This is a genomic window from Kitasatospora sp. NPDC059408 (assembly GCF_042751525.1).
In the GTDB taxonomy this organism is placed as follows: Bacteria; Actinomycetota; Actinomycetes; order Streptomycetales; family Streptomycetaceae; genus Kitasatospora.
Window position 1 is genome coordinate 167,774 of sequence record NZ_JBHYWI010000008.1, and the last position, 14,768, is coordinate 182,541.

At 74.3% G+C, this 14,768-nt stretch carries 17 protein-coding genes; 8 read left to right on the forward strand and 9 right to left on the reverse strand.

The genetic code is table 11. From position 1 onward, the window contains the following. Positions 1–54: 54 nt before the first annotated feature. Positions 55–1,434 carry a pyridoxal-phosphate dependent enzyme gene (locus ACFXDE_RS08565; RefSeq protein WP_380446098.1) on the reverse strand — a complete coding sequence of 460 codons (1,380 nt, stop codon included), beginning with the start codon at positions 1,432–1,434 and terminating at the stop codon, positions 55–57. Between the two features lie 106 nt (positions 1,435–1,540). After that, positions 1,541–1,963: a hypothetical protein gene (locus tag ACFXDE_RS08570; RefSeq protein ID WP_380492138.1), complete on the reverse strand. Its 423-nt coding sequence runs from the start codon at positions 1,961–1,963 to the stop codon at positions 1,541–1,543. A 194-nt stretch (positions 1,964–2,157) separates the two neighbouring features. On the opposite strand from ACFXDE_RS08570, the gene ACFXDE_RS08575 reads away from it, so the two are divergent. The 7 genes from ACFXDE_RS08575 to ACFXDE_RS08605 all read left to right on the forward strand — a co-directional run bounded on the left by ACFXDE_RS08575 (position 2,158) and on the right by ACFXDE_RS08605 (position 8,560). Next, on the forward strand, positions 2,158–4,377 hold the full coding sequence (locus ACFXDE_RS08575) for a hypothetical protein (RefSeq protein WP_380492140.1): 2,220 nt from the start codon (positions 2,158–2,160) through the stop codon (positions 4,375–4,377). Between the two features lie 175 nt (positions 4,378–4,552). Beyond that, complete coding sequence (locus ACFXDE_RS08580) at positions 4,553–5,212, forward strand: 2'-5' RNA ligase family protein (RefSeq protein ID WP_380492142.1); 660 nt, start codon at positions 4,553–4,555, stop codon at positions 5,210–5,212. Between the two features lie 236 nt (positions 5,213–5,448). Beyond that, positions 5,449–6,267: an alpha/beta fold hydrolase gene (locus ACFXDE_RS08585; protein ID WP_380492144.1), complete on the forward strand. Its 819-nt coding sequence runs from the start codon at positions 5,449–5,451 to the stop codon at positions 6,265–6,267. Further along, on the forward strand, positions 6,264–6,647 hold the full coding sequence (locus tag ACFXDE_RS08590; protein WP_380492146.1) for a contact-dependent growth inhibition system immunity protein: 384 nt from the start codon (positions 6,264–6,266) through the stop codon (positions 6,645–6,647). The genes ACFXDE_RS08585 and ACFXDE_RS08590 overlap by 4 nt, the downstream gene beginning before the upstream one ends. Before the next feature lie 72 nt (positions 6,648–6,719). After that, the gene (locus ACFXDE_RS08595; RefSeq protein ID WP_380492148.1) at positions 6,720–7,112 is read left to right on the forward strand and encodes a DUF302 domain-containing protein; all 393 of its coding nucleotides are present in this window, start codon (positions 6,720–6,722) and stop codon (positions 7,110–7,112) included. A gap of 11 nt (positions 7,113–7,123) precedes the next feature. Then, the gene (locus ACFXDE_RS08600; protein WP_380492150.1) at positions 7,124–7,987 is read left to right on the forward strand and encodes a universal stress protein; all 864 of its coding nucleotides are present in this window, start codon (positions 7,124–7,126) and stop codon (positions 7,985–7,987) included. A 120-nt stretch (positions 7,988–8,107) separates the two neighbouring features. Next, positions 8,108–8,560, forward strand: coding sequence for a universal stress protein (locus ACFXDE_RS08605; RefSeq protein WP_380492152.1), 453 nt, complete (start codon positions 8,108–8,110; stop codon positions 8,558–8,560). Positions 8,561–8,645: 85 nt separating this feature from the next. Here ACFXDE_RS08605 and ACFXDE_RS08610 read toward each other — a convergent pair whose 3' ends face one another. From ACFXDE_RS08610 to sigK, 6 genes are all read right to left on the reverse strand, one after another. Further along, positions 8,646–9,410: a hypothetical protein gene (locus ACFXDE_RS08610; RefSeq protein ID WP_380492154.1), complete on the reverse strand. Its 765-nt coding sequence runs from the start codon at positions 9,408–9,410 to the stop codon at positions 8,646–8,648. Between the two features lie 87 nt (positions 9,411–9,497). Further along, on the reverse strand, positions 9,498–10,070 hold the full coding sequence (locus ACFXDE_RS08615) for an SMI1/KNR4 family protein (protein WP_380492156.1): 573 nt from the start codon (positions 10,068–10,070) through the stop codon (positions 9,498–9,500). A gap of 195 nt (positions 10,071–10,265) precedes the next feature. After that, complete coding sequence (locus ACFXDE_RS08620; protein ID WP_380446085.1) at positions 10,266–10,703, reverse strand: DUF3574 domain-containing protein; 438 nt, start codon at positions 10,701–10,703, stop codon at positions 10,266–10,268. Between the two features lie 127 nt (positions 10,704–10,830). Beyond that, positions 10,831–11,202, reverse strand: coding sequence for a hypothetical protein (locus tag ACFXDE_RS08625; protein WP_380492158.1), 372 nt, complete (start codon positions 11,200–11,202; stop codon positions 10,831–10,833). Positions 11,203–11,316: 114 nt separating this feature from the next. Further along, positions 11,317–12,066, reverse strand: a complete 750-nt coding sequence (locus ACFXDE_RS08630; RefSeq protein ID WP_380492160.1) for an anti-sigma factor domain-containing protein — start codon at positions 12,064–12,066, stop codon at positions 11,317–11,319. A gap of 141 nt (positions 12,067–12,207) precedes the next feature. Then, positions 12,208–12,792: an ECF RNA polymerase sigma factor SigK gene (sigK, locus tag ACFXDE_RS08635; protein WP_380492162.1), complete on the reverse strand. Its 585-nt coding sequence runs from the start codon at positions 12,790–12,792 to the stop codon at positions 12,208–12,210. 364 nt (positions 12,793–13,156) lie between these two features. Between sigK and ACFXDE_RS08640 the strand changes: the two genes are divergently transcribed. Beyond that, positions 13,157–13,561 (forward strand): hypothetical protein, encoded by a 405-nt coding sequence (locus ACFXDE_RS08640; RefSeq protein WP_380492164.1) that lies wholly within the window; start codon positions 13,157–13,159, stop codon positions 13,559–13,561. 250 nt (positions 13,562–13,811) lie between these two features. Here the strand turns inward: ACFXDE_RS08640 and ACFXDE_RS08645 are convergent. Then, the coding region (locus ACFXDE_RS08645; RefSeq protein WP_380492166.1) for an RNA-guided endonuclease InsQ/TnpB family protein at positions 13,812–14,768 on the reverse strand (957 nt) is incomplete at its 5' end.

The window sequence follows — 14,768 nt, forward strand, 5'->3', positions numbered from 1 at the left end:
GCGTCGGCGGCCGCATCCTTCCGTTCGCCGTCCACCCGGTGCCGGCGGGGACCTTCAGGCGAGCGCCGCCTTCGTCAGCACCCCGGCCGCCTTCCCGTCCACCAGCACCACCACCGCCGCGTGCCCGCCCGCCAGCGCGGCCCGCGCCTCGGCGGCCGGCTGCCCGACCCCGACCGTCGGCAGGGCCGGCCCGAGCAGCGGGCGCACCGGGCCGTCGGGCTTGGCGCCGCCGTCCGCGAGCGCCGCCCGGAGCACCTCCCGGGACACCGAGCCGAGCACCTCCGCCTCGGCCACCCCGTACGGCCGCGCCGCCCGCGGCAGTACCGCCGGGGCGACCCCGCCCGGCACGGCCCGCAGGGCCTCCAGCGCCTCGCCGACGGTCGCGTCCGCGCCGACCGTCACCAGCGGGCCGGCCCCCTCCAGGGCCGCCCGCAGCTCGCCCTCCCCCGGCTCCTCCAGGAAGCCCAGGCGCCGCATCCACCCGTCGTTGTGGACCTTGGACAGGTAGGACCGGCCGGAGTCCGGCAGCAGCACCACGACCAGGTCGTCCGGTCCCAGCCCGCGCGCCACCCGCAGCGCCGCCGCCACCGCCGTCCCGGACGAGGGGCCGGCCAGGATGCCCTCCTCGCGCGCGAGCCGGCGGGCCGTCAGCAGCGACTCGCGGTCCGGGACACGCTCGAACCGGTCGATCACCTCCGAGCGGTAGGCCTGCGGCCAGCGGTCCTCGACCGTCTCGGGGTGGAGGAAGTGGCCGATGCTCTCGACGAACCACGGGCTGCCGTCGCCGCCCCCGTACGACGAGGACTCGGGATCCGCGCCGACGACCGTCACCGCGCCGCCGGAGGCCTGCTTGAGGTACCCGCCGGTGCCGGTGACGGTACCTCCGGTGCCCACGCCCGCGACGAAGTGGGTGACCCTGCCGCCGGTCTGCTCCCAGATCTCGGGGCCGGTGGTCCGCACATGGGCGTCCGGATTGGCCAGGTTGTCGTACTGGTTGGCGAGCCAGGCACCGGGGATCTCCTCGGTGAGCCGCCGGACCACGTTGAACAGGTGCCGCGGGTCCTCCTGCGGCACGGAGGTCGTCGCGAGCACCACCTCGGCCCCGTACGCCCGCAGGATGTCCGCCTTCTCGGGCGCCGACTTGTCCGACACCCCGGCGATCACCCGGTACCCCCGCCGGCGGCCCACGATGGCGAGCCCGATGCCGGTGTTGCCGGACGTCGCCTCGATGATCGTCCCGCCGGGCGCCAGCAGCCCGTCCCGCTCGGCGGCCAGGATCATCGACAGCGCGGCACGGTCCTTGACGCTCCCGCCGATGTTGAGGAACTCGGCCTTGGCGTAGATCGGCGCGGCGATCCCGGCCCCCAGCCGAGCGAGGCGGAACAGCGGCGTCCCGCCGATCGCGTCGAGGACGGACTCGTGCACTGCGGTCATCGGGCGCTCCTTCATCCGGGTCAACGTGCAACCGGGTCGACGTGTGCGGACATGTCCGAGCCTGCCCACGCCCGCGCCCCGGTAGACGAGTCCGGGGCGAGGTCGGTCACCGGTTTCCCCAGACGGTGAAGAAGAGCACGACGGGGACCAGGCTCAGCAGGACGCCGATCGTCTTGCCGATCGGGCCGCCGTTCTTCCGGCCCGCGAGGAGCAGCACGAGTCCGGACGGGAAGAAGCCCACGAGGATGGGCAGCGGCATCATCAGCCACGGCAGCGAGACCACGAGCTCAAGGCCGAACTGCAGCCAACCGACGACGAGACAGGCCACGCGAAAACCCCAGCGCCCGGGCACCGCCAGGGGAATCAGGGTGCTGAAGCCGGCCAGGCACCACCGGGTGAGCGTCTCCCCGTCGGCTCCTGCGTGACCCGTCGCGTACGTGACGGCGTAGACCAGCCACGAGGCACCGGCACAGGCGGCGAGCCCCCACGGCCGAGGCTCGGCGTAGTGCTGCGAGAAGGATCGCATCATCGTCCACCCCCAGGATGCTTTGAACGCGTTCAAGGTGCTTGAACGCGTTCAAAATAGCACCGCCGTCCACCCCGCGAAGACCCACCCCCTCACGGGCGGACGACCCTCGCGCGACCCCGCCCGACCAGGTGTCCGAGCGATCCGTGAGACTGGCCAGCGCAAGGACCGGCCATCGCACCACCTCGGGGGAGAACATGCACGACCCGCTCGACGGGCTCGACGACATCGACTGGGCCGCGTTGAACCACGCCTACGGACCCGCCACCGACGTCCCCGGCCTGCTCCGCGACCTCGCGTCACCGGATCCGGCCGAGCGCGACCACGCGCTGGACGCCCTGTACGGAGGGGTCCACCACCAGGGCGACGTGTACGACTCCACCCTCGCCTGCCTGCCGTTCCTCTGTGCGCTCGCCGCCGCTCCGACCGTCGCCGACCGGGGCTCCCTGCTCACCCTGCTCGACAGCATCGGCGAGAGCGCCGCCCGGCGCGCCGAACTGGCCGATCACCTGCCCGACCCGCAGGCCGTCGTCACCAGGGCGCAGGAGACCGGCTGTTGGGGCGACGACCTGGAGCTCGCGTACGGCCTGCTGGCGCGCGAAGCGCTGGAACAGCGGCTGCCCGGCCTGACCGCACTGCTGGCCGACGCCGAACCGGACGTACGCGCGGCAGCCGCCGTCCTCCTGGCAGGCCGCCACACCCGACCCGCAACCGTCCTGGACCTCATCAGCACGCCGGCCGCCGCCGAGGAGCACGACCCGACGGTCCGCCACGCCCACGTCATCGCCCTGAGCACCCTGGCCGGGCGGCTGAGCGACGACCCGCCCCAGCAGTTGCGGGCCACGCGGGCGCTCGCCGGGCTCGCCGAGCCCGGCCAGGACCCGGCGACGGAACTGGCCGCGCTCGCCGCCCTCGCCCGCCACACCCCACAGCACCTGCCCGAGGGCCTCGCGGACCGGGCGACGGCCGCCCTGGACCGCGCCCGGCAACACCCCACCGCATCACCCGGCGAGCCCCGCCCCGAAACCGACACCCTCCTCTCGCACCTGCGCACCCTGCAGACCGCGTCCTTCACCGAGGACACCGACGAACTCGTCGCCGAAGCACTCGCCGACCTCATCGACGCCCTCGGCGACCGAGTGGCGGAGCGTCACCGGCTCGTGCTGCACACACTGCGCCACGGAGACCCGCACAGCCCGCAGGCCGCCGTCGACCGGGCGGGCGACCTGCACAGCGGATGGCGCGTCCCCGACGCGGACGCCGCACGGACCGCCGAAGCGCTGGGCCGGCTCCTCCGCGGCTCCGACCCGCAACTCGCCGCAGCAGCGGCCCAGGAGCTGCGCCTCGGCCGGTTCCCGCTCTCTCCCGACCTGCTCGACACCGCCGCCACGATCGCCGACGACGGCCGGTACCGCACCGGCTGGGGCTGGGAGCGCTACCTGCCCGGCCAGTGCATCCAACTCCTCGCCGCCGCGGGCGACGAACGGGCCGTCGGTCTCCTCGCGCCCCTGCTCGCCGGCCGCTCCGTCCCCGAGGACCTGGCGCTCTACTGCCGCCAACTTCGCCCGCACGCCCACGAGATGCTCTCCGCACTGCTCGCCCGGGCGCACCCCGCGACCGAACGCTGCGAGGTGGACGGCGTCATCGACGACGCCGCCCTGGCCGAAGTCGGCCGGCTCCTCGCCGCCATGGCCGCCACCGGCCACCCGCGGGCGCACGTGGTGATCGGCCCGGTGCTGGCCGCGTGCCTCGACCTCACCCGGGACACCACCGGCTCGCTGCACCACGGCCTCCGCACGGTCCTGTCCGACCCCGAGGGCCTCGGCCCCGACGCCGAGGACGCCCTGCCCGTCCTGCGCGAACTGCTCGGCGACCCGTACCCCGTCACCCGGGTCGAGGCCGCCCGCGCGCTGTGGCACGCCGGACAGGACCCCGCCGAGATCCTGCCCGTGCTCGACGCCCTGATCGCGGACACCGACGACTGGTTCCCGCGCTTCCACGCCCTCGAACTGGCCGCCGCGATGGGCGCGGACGCCGCCCCGCTCGGGGAGCGCATCCGCACCGCCCTCGCCGCCGAACTCGCCATCGAGGAGCACGACCGAACCCTCGTCCGCCTCCTCCTCGCCGCCCGGGCCACCGGACCCGCGGAATCCCGTGCCCGGCCCGACGACGACCTGCTGCGCACCCTGTGGACGCGCAGTCGCCCCGTCCGCCCGCTCATCGCGGCGGCACTCCGGCGCGAGCAGGCCGAGCGCGACCTCCCGCCCGGCTTCCCGGAACTGCTGCACGCCGAACTCGCCGACACCCGCCGCGTCGACAACAACGGCGACCACAGCCTCGGGACGCGGTACGACACCGACGCCGACGACCGCTTCCGCGCCGACTGCCGGGCGCTGCTCGCGGAGCAGCCGGACTGATCGCCGACCGGCGGGGGCTCCGCGGTGACGATGCGACGGCGAAGGCGAGCGCACGAGCCCCGGATTCCCGGATTCCCGGATTCCCGGATTCCCGGACGGCGAGGACACGGCCGTCCGTTTCCGGGATGCTGAAGTCCCCCGAGCTGAAGTCCCCCGAGCCTAGGGAGAAGAGATCGTGGAGAAGTTCGTCCCGAAGTTCCAGGGCGCCCCCTGGCCCGACGGCGCGCGCGTCCTGCACGTCTACGCCGTCCCCGACCAGGCGGCCCACCCCCGGCTGGCCCGCCTGGTGGCCGAGTGCCACGAGGCGATGCGCCCGTTCCCGATCACCCCGCTCGTCGACGGCACGCTGCACTGCACCGTCGAGATGGTCGCCGACACCACAGCCGACAAGATCACCACGGACGAGCGCGACGACCTCCTCGCCGCCCTGCACGAGCACCTGGCCACGGCCGGTCCGCTGGAGGTCGTCGTCGGCTCCCCGATCGCCAACCGGGCCGGCGCCTTCCTGGACGTGTCCCCCGACGACGGCCTCGTCGACCTGCGCGAGCGCGTCCGCGACGCCATCCGGGAGGTGCGCGGCCCCGGCGCCCTGCTCCACAACGGCGGCAGGCCCCACATCTCCCTCGGCTACGCCTGGGCCGAGGCCTCCTCGGACGCCCTGCAGACCGCGCTCCGCCGGATCTCCCCGAGCCACGTCCCCGTCCGCTTCACCGGGCTCCACCTGCTCGACGTCCTCTTCGAGCAGCGTCCCCGCCCGCAGGGCGAGACGGCCTGGGAACTGTCCTGGGAGACGGTCGGGACCGTGGAGTTCCCCGACCGTCGCCCGCCCGCCTGACCCGTCCGCCTCGTCGGCCGGCCGTTCGAGTCCGGCCGGGGGCGGGAGGTCATCGTGGCCGGAGAACATGGCGCGGTCCGTGGAGGTGGCCAGGACGAGCCCAGGCGAACTGGCCGGCGGCGAGCAGCCGTGAACTGCTTGTATACCCTCTGGCGCGACGGCAAGGCGACCCGCCCCTCCTGAGACGGGTCGCGCCGCCAACTCACCGACCGCACCCGCCTCCTGGAGAACCCGGCATGACCTGGACCGAGCACACCGTGATACGCGACGGCGTCCGCATCTCCTGCCGCGACTGGGGCGGTTCCGGAGCCCCGGTGCTCCTGCTGCACGGACTGGCCGGCCACGCGGGCGAATGGGACACCATCGCCCGGAGCCTGAGCCCCCGCCACCGCGTCGTCGCCGTGGACCAGCGCGGCCACGGCGCCAGCACGCGCCGCCCCGGAGACGTCTCCCGCGCCGCGTACGTCGCCGACGTCGCCGCTGTCGTCGAACAGCTCGACCTGCACCGCCCGGTCCTGGTGGGGCAGTCGCTGGGCGGCCACACCGCCATGCTCACCGTCGCCGCGCACCCCGACCTCCCGGGCGGCCTCGTCCTCGTCGAGGCGGGAGCCGGCGGCCCGAGCCCGGATGTCCCCGCCGAGATCGGCGCGGCGCTGGAGGCGTGGCCGAGGCCCTTCCCGTCACGCGGTGCGGCGGTCGAGTTCTTCGGGGGCGGTGCAATCGGCGAGGCCTGGGCGGACGGGCTGGAGGAGCGGGACGGCGGCTGGTGGCCGCGCTTCGACCGGGACGTGATGGTCGAAGCGCTGGCGGAGAGCGCCCGGCGCGCCTTCTGGGACGAGTGGACGGGCATCACCTGCCCGACACTGGTCGTCCTGGGCCAATCGGGCATCATCCCCCAGGACGAGACGGAGGCCATGCTCCAACGCCGCCCCGAGACGGTGGCCATGAGCGTCCCGGCAGCGGGCCACGACGTCCACCTGGAACAGCCCGAGACCCTGTGCCGGGCACTGCACGAGTTCCTCGAACAGGTCGCCGCGGGGACGATCGACCGATGACCGGCCCCGTGGACCGTGACCGCACCCTTGAGGAGCTTGAGCACGACCGTTGGCCGGCGCCGCCGGCGGATGCGACCCGTCTGGTCACGACGGTGCACGCTCTTCGGAGGAAACCGGTCGGCGAGCTGACCGTCGAGGACCTGCGACTGATGATCGGACAGGACGTCGGCCTGGCTCATCTCCTGCCACTCGCATGGGAGGTGCTGCGGGACGACCCGATGGCGGAGGGCGACATGTATGCGGGCGATCTGCTGAACACAGTGCTGACCAGAAGCCCGGCAGTCTGGAGCGAGACGCCTGGGCTCGCACGGCCGCTCGGAGCGATCGTGTCGGAGTCGAGCGACCTGCCGCCGGAGGCGACAGGGTTCCTGAGCCGGTAGGAGCCCGCCCCGCGCCGGGAGGCGGTGGGTGGCGGGCCCGTCGATACTGGGCGGGACCCCGAGGAGGAGATCGTGGACTACGGTTTCGGCGTCCGGCTCGGCCGGCCGTTCGCGGAGGCGGTGGAGGCCGTCACGGCCGCGCTCAAGGAGCAGGGCTTCGGTGTCCTGACCACCATCGACATCCGGGCGACCCTCCGGGAGAAGATCGGCGAGGAGGTCGAGGACTACGTGATCCTCGGTGCCTGCAACCCCTCCCTCGCCCACCGCGCGCTCCGGGCCGACCGGCGGATCGGGCTGCTGCTCCCGTGCAACGTGGTCGTCCGGGCGGACGGTGACGGTGCCGTCGTCGAGGCCGTCGATCCCCAGGTGCTGGTCGCGCTCGCGGGGTCGGACGGTGGGCTCGACGAGGTCGCGGACGAGGCCGGGCGGCGGCTGCGGGCCGCGCTCGGCTCGCTGCGGGACTGAGGGGGCCGGCCGTGAACGCACCCGCCGTCGTCGGATTCGACGGTTCGCCCGAAAGCCTCGCGGCCACCGAATGGGCCGTCCGCGAGGCGCAGCGCCGCCGGTGTCCGCTGACGCTCCTCCAGGCCTGGCCCGGGCCGCATCGGGATGTGGCGGGACGGGACGAGACCTTCCGCCGCGCACAGGAGCAACTCGCCTCCTGGGAAGCGGAATTGAGCGAGATGGCACCCGGGGTGGCGGTGACCGCGTCGCCGGTGTCGGGTGACCCCGTCGAGGCGTTGGAGGAGGCCGGCCGAACCGCCGCCCTGCTCGCGCTCGGCTCGCACGGCCTCGGCACCATCCGCGGGTACCTGACCGGCTCGGTGAGCCAGGAGGTGCTGCGCCGGGCGGCCTGTCCGGTGGTGCTCGTCCGCGCGCAGGCCCCGGGCGCGCAGGGAGGCGAGTCGGACGGTCCCGTGGTCGTCGGGCTCGACCTGGCGCACCCTGCGGAGGACGTGCTGGCGTTCGCCTTCGAGGCCGCCGCCGTCCGCTCGGCGCCGCTGCGGGTCGTCCACGTGTGGTCCCCGCCGGCCGGGACCGAGTACATGTCCTACGGCTCCATCGGCGGGCTGGAGGGCGAGATCTCCGGCGTCGAACGGGACGAGCTGGCCCGGGCCATGGAGGGCTGGCTGGCCCGTCACCCCGAGGTGGCCGTGACCGCCGACCTGGTCCGGGGCAAGGCGGCCGTCGAGCTCGTGGACGCGGCGGCGACGGCCAGGCTGCTCGTCGTCGGCCGCCGCGCCCGGCACGCGCCCCTGCGCCACCACCACCTGGGGCCCGTCGCGCACGCCGTGGTCCACCACGTCCACTGCCCGGTCGCCGTCGTCCCGTACGGCTGACCCGGCCGGCGCCCGTCACCCGGGTGGCAGGCCGTACTGGCGGCGGCAGGGGACGGCACGCACGGTGGACGAGGGGCTCCAACGGTTCACAGGACGGTGACGGTACAGGTGGCGACACAGATGAACGCGCACGATTCCGCTCCCCGCGTCGTGGTCGGCGTCGACGGCTCGCCGTCGTCGCACGCCGCGCTGCGCTGGGCCCTCCGGCACGCCACCCTGATCGGCGGCGTCGTGGACGCGGTGGGCGCCTGGGAGCCGCCGAGCCACATCGGCTGGTCGGCGCCCGTGGTGGACAACTCCTTCGACCGGGAGGTGGCCGAGAAGCGGTTCGCCGACGAGCTCGACCGCGTGCTCGGCGACCGGGTGCTCGGCGAGGGCCGGACGGTGGAGGTGCGGCGGACGATGGTGATGGGCGACCCGTCCGACGTGCTCCTGAACGCCTCCCGGGGCGCCGAGCTGCTCGTGGTGGGCAGCCACGGCCGCAGCGGCTTCAGCCGCGCCCTGCTCGGCTCGGTCAGCACGCGCGTGACGCAGCACGCCACGTGCCCGGTGGTCGTCGCCCGCGCGCACTGACGGGTCTCGGGGCTCCACCGTTGCCGTGCGGCGGGCCCGCCCGACCAGGGCCTCGCCTCGGAGCAGCCGGTCGGGTCGCGTGCGATCAGTCGGTGTGGTTCGGCGAGTGCGGATCGGTCCACCGGGCGGGCCCGGTGAGGCCGATCAGCCGCAGGCGGTGGAGCAGGTCGTCCGGGGCGCCGACGGCTCTCAGCCGGGCAGGGGCGTGGCGGGTGAGCCAGGCGGTGAGGACGGCCATCATGCCGTCCCTGTCGTCGTGCCAGGTCCACCAGGGCAACTCGTCGGCGAGCAGGTCGTCGCCCCACTCGTCGACGGCCTCCGCGAGGCGACGATCGGCCGCCGGGTGGTCCAGCGCCTCCCAGACGTCGAGCCAGGGGATCAGTTCGCCGGACGCCTCGACGCACAGGACGAGGGTCCGGGGCGCGTACGCGGCGGGGTCGGGGGTGACGAGGGTGTGGGCCCAGAACGCGTGCAGGAACTCCCGTACGGCCGCAGCCTGTTCCGGGGGCCACGCCTGCCAGTCCACGCGGGCGAGGACAACCCCGATCTCGTCCCGGTACCGGTACGACTCGGACCGGCTGTCGACGACGGCGCCCGCGAGCTGGGGCAGGATGCGGCGAAGCACGGCTCCGGGGTCGCCCCACCCGGGGATGTGCCAACTCCGCCGGAGGAGGTCGGGATCGAGCACAACCCCGGGCACCTTGAGGAGGGCGAGCTCGTCGGCGCTGCCCCAATGACACTCGCAGTTGTGCTCGTCGGGGTGGGCGACCGCGCCGCGGAAGACGACGGTGAGACCCTCCAAGGCGGCGTCGAGGCGCAGCCTCGCCCGGTGGACGTGCATGTCGGTCATGGGCGTTCGCCTTCGGGGACTCCGCCGGCCTGCGCCTGGCGAAGATCGCCACGCTACCAGCCGGCAAGCGGCCCTCTCCCGGCGGGCTCACCATCTCCCGGCCTGGGAGCGGACCTTGGGCAGGGCCCACGGTTCCACCGCGCCCGTGACCAGGTCGGCCAGGAACTGGACGGCTCCGCCGGTGTAGTGCCACCAGACGGAACTCCGGGAGGCTACCGTGATCGTCCATTCCTCCGGCCCGGCCGGGTCGGTGGTCCACAGGAAGAGGTCGCCCTGATGGGAACCCGCCCACGGCAGCAAGCCGCCGGGGGCGGGGTACGGGTGGAGCGGGACGTCCAGATCGGCTTCCGCGCACCACTCGTCGACGGTTTCCAGCGTCTCGCGCAGGCCCTCCACCCAGCGGCGCTCACCGCCCGGCTCCGGACCGCCCAGGCCGAGGAAGTCCCCGAGGACGAAGGACGGGTAGCGCTCACAGAGGAGCCTGAAATCCGCCGGCAGACCTACACCCAGATCGGCCTCCACGAGCCGCCAGTCGATGCTCCTCGGCTCCGGCAGGCGCAGCCGCGCCAGGTCAGGGACCGCCCGCTCCAGAGCGGCGAGAGCCTCGGAGGGGTCGGTCAGCTGTCGGAGCGGGGCCTGCGTGCCGGCGAGATCGTCCATGCGACCAGGATCCCAGGAGCACGACTCGCCGAGGCCGAAGGCCCGTAACACCGCTGCCGCCACCACCGGTTCGAGAACGATCGACAGCCTGCCTCCGTCGATCACCGGAGCAGTGAAGGCCGTGACCGGCAACGGCTGATGCACGCGGAACACCGGTCCGCCGACGGGACGGCCTCCGGCGCGTCGTGGCGCGGGCTAGAACGAGGCCCTCACCGACTCGTCGACGCGGCCCACGGCCTCCTGTTGGAACCTCTGGTCGTAGGCCCGGCGGATCTCCTCCACCGCGGCGCCCGCCGTCCGCGCGGCGGGCAGCGGGTACAACAGCGTGACCAGGTAGGACCGTTCGTGCTCGATGACGCCGTGGCGGTCGCGGTACTGGCCCCGGCCGTCCTCGATGGTCAGGCCGTCCGGGAAGCGCGGCGTGATCTCCGAGTCGACGAAGGCCTGGAACTCCTGCTCCGTGACGGCGGGACCGCCGTCGGGGCGCTCGGTGCCGAAGAACAGCTCGGTGCGGGTGTACGGATCGTGCGGTGCGACCGGCGCACCGGCCGCGCCGGCGACGGGGGCGAGGGTCGCACCCGTCACCAGCAGGGCGGCACCGGCGACCACGCCGGCCCAGGTGTTGGTCTTCATGCCGTGGTCAACGCCCGGCCGGGACGCGCGATGCGCCGGTTCAGCCGTACGAGCGGTGACCGGCCGCCGGGACGGGCCCGTTCGCGCGAAGCCGCCCACCTGCATGCTGGACGGCACGGCAGCCGGATCAGCTCCGGGCCACCCGCAGCGCCCAGAGCACCAGCGGCACCTGCAGCGGGAGCCGGGCGACGGCGGCGGTGCGCAGCGGCGCCGGGCGGGTGCGCCAGTCGCGGGCCATCTGCACGTTGGCGGGGAGCACCGCGACGAACAGCCCGGCGGCGGCCAGTGCACCGGTGCGGCGGGTGCGCGGGTGCGCGACGGCGGCGCCGACGGCGAGCTCTGCCAGGCCGCTCAGGTGGGTCCAGGTCCGGGGGCTGCCCGGCAGGGCACGCGGGACCATCGCATCGAACGGGCGCGGGGCGGCGAAGTGCGCCACCCCGGCGCCCAGCAGCAGTCCGCTCAACAGGCGGGCGGATCGGGCGGATCTGTCGGCGGGCATGCTGCTCCTCGGGGTGCTCGTCGGCGGGCCCCGGCGGGGAAGGCCTCCCGGGGCTACCGGAGAGTAACCCCGACGGGGCTGCGGGCGGAACTCCCTTTCGAGGCCCGCCCGGCCTCACGTGAACGACAGCAGCATGACCGGCGCGCCGCTCGGGTGGGCGGACCCGCCCGCCGGTTCGACCGTCACTCCGACGCCCGTCGCCCCGCCCAGCGGCCCGGACAGCACCAGCGAACCGTCGCCGCCTGGCAGCAGCCCCGCGGGGCGCATCGTCCCGGCGTCGTCGAACCACAGCTCGTACGTCCTGCCCCCGGCCGGGGCGGGCATGCCGGTGGCGAGGAAGGCTGCCTGGCCGCGGCCGTGCGACCACACGACGGTGCCCACGCCCGCCCCGCCGGCCACCGTCCCACTGGCTGTACGGGCATCGGGTGCCGCGAGGAGGTCCGCGAACCGGTTCTGCTGCTGCTGGACGGCGGCGGCCCGCGCCCGCGCCTGGTCGGCCTCCCGGTGCTGCTGGACGGCCAGACCGCCGGCCCCGGCCGCGACGGCCAGGCACGCGGCGAGCGCCAGCTTCGGCCAGGCGCGGCGCAGCCGGCCCGGCCCGGGGCCCGCCGGCTGGACGGGGGCGGTCCGCGGGGCCTCCTGCCGGATGGCGGGCAGCGCGGCCATCACCCGTGCCTTCATGGCCTCCGGCGGCACCACGGACTCCGCCGCTCCGAGCCTGGCCAGGGTCGCGGCGAACTCGGCCACCTCCTGGGCGCAGGCCGGGCAGTCGGCCAGGTGCCGCTCGAACGCCGAGCTCTCGGCCGGGTCCAGCGCGTGCGCGGCGTACGCGCCCGTCAGCGTGTGCAGGTCGGCGACGCTCATGCGCCCACCTCGCTTCGCTCGGCAGCCGCTTCGCGCAACGCGCACCATCCAACGATTCGCTCGCTCCGCTCACTCATACGCCCACCTCGCTTCGCCCGGCAGCCGCTTCGCGCAACGCGCACCATCCGACGATTCGCTCGCTCATGCGCCCACCCCCAGGCAGTCGCGCAGGCGGATGAGCCCGTCGCGCACGCGGGTCTTGATCGTGCCCAGCGGCACGCCGAGCACCTCGGCGACCTGCGGGTAAGTGAAGCCGCGGTAGTACGCCAGCGTCAACGACTCGCGCTGCAGTTCGGTCAGCACGCGCATGCACCGCCGCACCTGCTCGCGTTCCAGCCGGCCCTCGACCTGCTCCGCGACCTCGTCGAACACCGGGGCGTGGGCGGCGGCCGCGGCCCGCCGGTCGCGGTCGGCGGCGGCCTGCGCGGCGCGGACCCGGTCCACCGCGCGGCGGTGCGCGATGGTCAGCACCCACGGCATCACCGCGCCGCGTTCGGCCCGGTAGCGGGCGGCGGTGCGCCACACCTCGAACAGCACCTCCTGGGCGACCTCCTCGGACTGCGCCGGGTCCCGCAGGACGCGGCGCACCAGGCCCAGCACCGGCCCGGCCACCGCGTCGTACAGGTGCGAGAACGCGTCCTGGTCCCCGCGCGCGACCCGCGCGACCAGCTCCCCGAGGTCCGGTCCCGGCCGTCCCGGCCCGGACAGGTGCACGACGGCGCTCATCCGGCCGCGCCCCGGTGACGGCGGGCGGGCGGCGAGCCCAACGGGCGGACGGCAGGCATGGTGGACCTCCCAGGGGCCCCGCCGGAGAGGGGCCCGGCAGGGCGGAGTGGAACGGACTGGCACCCGTCCTTCGAGGCTGGCACGCGACCGGATTGGCCCGCATCCGAGGGCGCCGCCGCCTGTGCGGGGTTGTACGGAATTCGTGACTCCACACGCCGCTTCGGCCAGCCTTGAGGCGGAACACCACGGGCGCGGCCGGGCCCGGCCGAGGCGACCCGTCGCACGCACCAAGTCCCGGGGCCCGCCCGTGGGTTCCCGATACGAGAAGCACGGACCGACCACCTCCCATGCCGAAGGAGCCCCTGTGAAACTCCGTCTCACCGCGTCGGCCGGGGTGCTGGCGCTCACCGCGACCGCCACCCTGTTCGCCGCCGGCACCGCCTCGGCCGACAACGGCGGCTGCCGGGCCCCGTACTACGCGGACGGCGTGCTGACCCAGTCCTGCATCAGCTCGGAGGGCGGACGCAACATCCGGGCCGCCGCCTACACCATGGACCAGGTGCACAACACCATCGACCTGTGCGTCAAGATCGTCGACGGCGCCGGGAACCAGTACGGCGGCACGGCATGCAGCCGGCAGGACGCCTACTACGGCTCGGTGAACGGCTACCTGACCACGGTGCCTCCGGGCAGGTACTACGCCGTGGCGTGGTTCACCGCCCCCGGTTACTACTACGCCGGCGAGTCCCCCGCGATCGACGTCTCCTGAGCAACGGGACGTCCCCCGAGCACGGGCACCGGCATCCACGGGGGTGACGTCGGCGCCCGCCCGGCCCGCCCTGCGCCGCTGCCCGGCGCGGGGCGGGCCCGTGTTCATCCGTTCGGGTGATCGATAGGCCACGGCGTGTGATGCGTACGCGTCGGGGAAGGGACGGGGACGTCCCAACGTGCCCGCCCTGGGCGGGACTTCCGATGATGCCCTGGTGACTCCTCCCCCGGCTGAAGCCGGGGGCTTCTCGCTAACCCTGGCGGGCGTTGCGACGGACAAGCCCTGCCCGTAGAACGTTGGTGGCTCCCACCGTGTCGGCGTGCGCCGTGTGGCCGCAGGCGACGCAGTGGAAGGTGTCCTGGTTGGGCCGGTTCTTTGCCGCAACGTGCCCGCATTCGGGGCAGGTGCGGGAGGTGTTGCGGGGGTCCACGGCGATCACTTCCCGGCCGGCGCTTTCAGCCTTGCTGGTGAGGATCGTGAGGAACACCCCCCAACCGGCATCGTTGATCGACTTGTTCAGCCCGGCCTTGGCCGCCGCACCGTTGGGCAGGAACACACCCGGCCGGCCGGGGTCGGGCTTCGGCACGGGAGCCTTGACCATGTCGCGGATCCTGAGGTCTTCGTGCGCGATGAAATCGTGCGCGCGGACCAGGCCCAGCGCGGTCTTGTGCGCGTGGTCGAGTCGCTGGCGGCGCACCTTGCCGTGCAGCCCGGAAACCTTCTCGACCGCCCGCCGGTGATTCGCCGTGCGGTCCTTGGCCTTGCAGCGCGGGAACCGGGACAGAGTCCGCTGTGCGGCTTCGAGCTTCGCGGCGGCCTTCCGCCCGTGGCGCGGGTTGGGCACGAACCCGCCGCCCGAGTCGGCGAGGAAGTTGGCCATGCCCATGTCGATGCCGACCACGGACCCGGTTGCGGGCAGCGGCTGGGGCTCGCCCTGTTCGGCGGTCAGCACGACGAACCACTTGCGGCCCTCGCGCTTGACGGACACGGTCTTGACCCTGCCGGCCACCGGGCGGTGCCGGTTGACCTTGACGTGCCCAACGCCCTGGAACCGGACACGGGTCACCGGATCGTGCGGGGTGGAATCCCAGCGGCAGCCGTCACCGTCCTTCGGGAAGTCCACCGTGTCGAACCAGTTCACCCCCCGAAAGCGCGGGTAGCCGGGCGTCTCGCCGGACTTGACCCGGCGGAAGAACCCGGCGAACGC

Excerpts from the sequence above, each read along its gene's own strand:
- ACFXDE_RS08565 (WP_380446098.1), bottom strand. The coding sequence starts at position 1,434 with ATGACCGCAGTGCACGAGTCCGTCCTCGACGCGATCGGCGGGACGCCG.
- ACFXDE_RS08570 (WP_380492138.1), bottom strand. The coding sequence starts at position 1,963 with ATGATGCGATCCTTCTCGCAGCACTACGCCGAGCCTCGGCCGTGGGGG.
- ACFXDE_RS08575 (WP_380492140.1), top strand. The coding sequence starts at position 2,158 with ATGCACGACCCGCTCGACGGGCTCGACGACATCGACTGGGCCGCGTTG.
- ACFXDE_RS08585 (WP_380492144.1), top strand. The coding sequence starts at position 5,449 with ATGACCTGGACCGAGCACACCGTGATACGCGACGGCGTCCGCATCTCC.
- ACFXDE_RS08590 (WP_380492146.1), top strand. The coding sequence starts at position 6,264 with ATGACCGGCCCCGTGGACCGTGACCGCACCCTTGAGGAGCTTGAGCAC.
- ACFXDE_RS08605 (WP_380492152.1), top strand. The coding sequence starts at position 8,108 with ATGAACGCGCACGATTCCGCTCCCCGCGTCGTGGTCGGCGTCGACGGC.
- ACFXDE_RS08610 (WP_380492154.1), bottom strand. The coding sequence starts at position 9,410 with ATGACCGACATGCACGTCCACCGGGCGAGGCTGCGCCTCGACGCCGCC.
- ACFXDE_RS08615 (WP_380492156.1), bottom strand. The coding sequence starts at position 10,070 with ATGGACGATCTCGCCGGCACGCAGGCCCCGCTCCGACAGCTGACCGAC.
- ACFXDE_RS08620 (WP_380446085.1), bottom strand. The coding sequence starts at position 10,703 with ATGAAGACCAACACCTGGGCCGGCGTGGTCGCCGGTGCCGCCCTGCTG.
- ACFXDE_RS08625 (WP_380492158.1), bottom strand. The coding sequence starts at position 11,202 with ATGCCCGCCGACAGATCCGCCCGATCCGCCCGCCTGTTGAGCGGACTG.
- ACFXDE_RS08630 (WP_380492160.1), bottom strand. The coding sequence starts at position 12,066 with ATGAGCGTCGCCGACCTGCACACGCTGACGGGCGCGTACGCCGCGCAC.
- sigK (WP_380492162.1), bottom strand. The coding sequence starts at position 12,792 with ATGAGCGCCGTCGTGCACCTGTCCGGGCCGGGACGGCCGGGACCGGAC.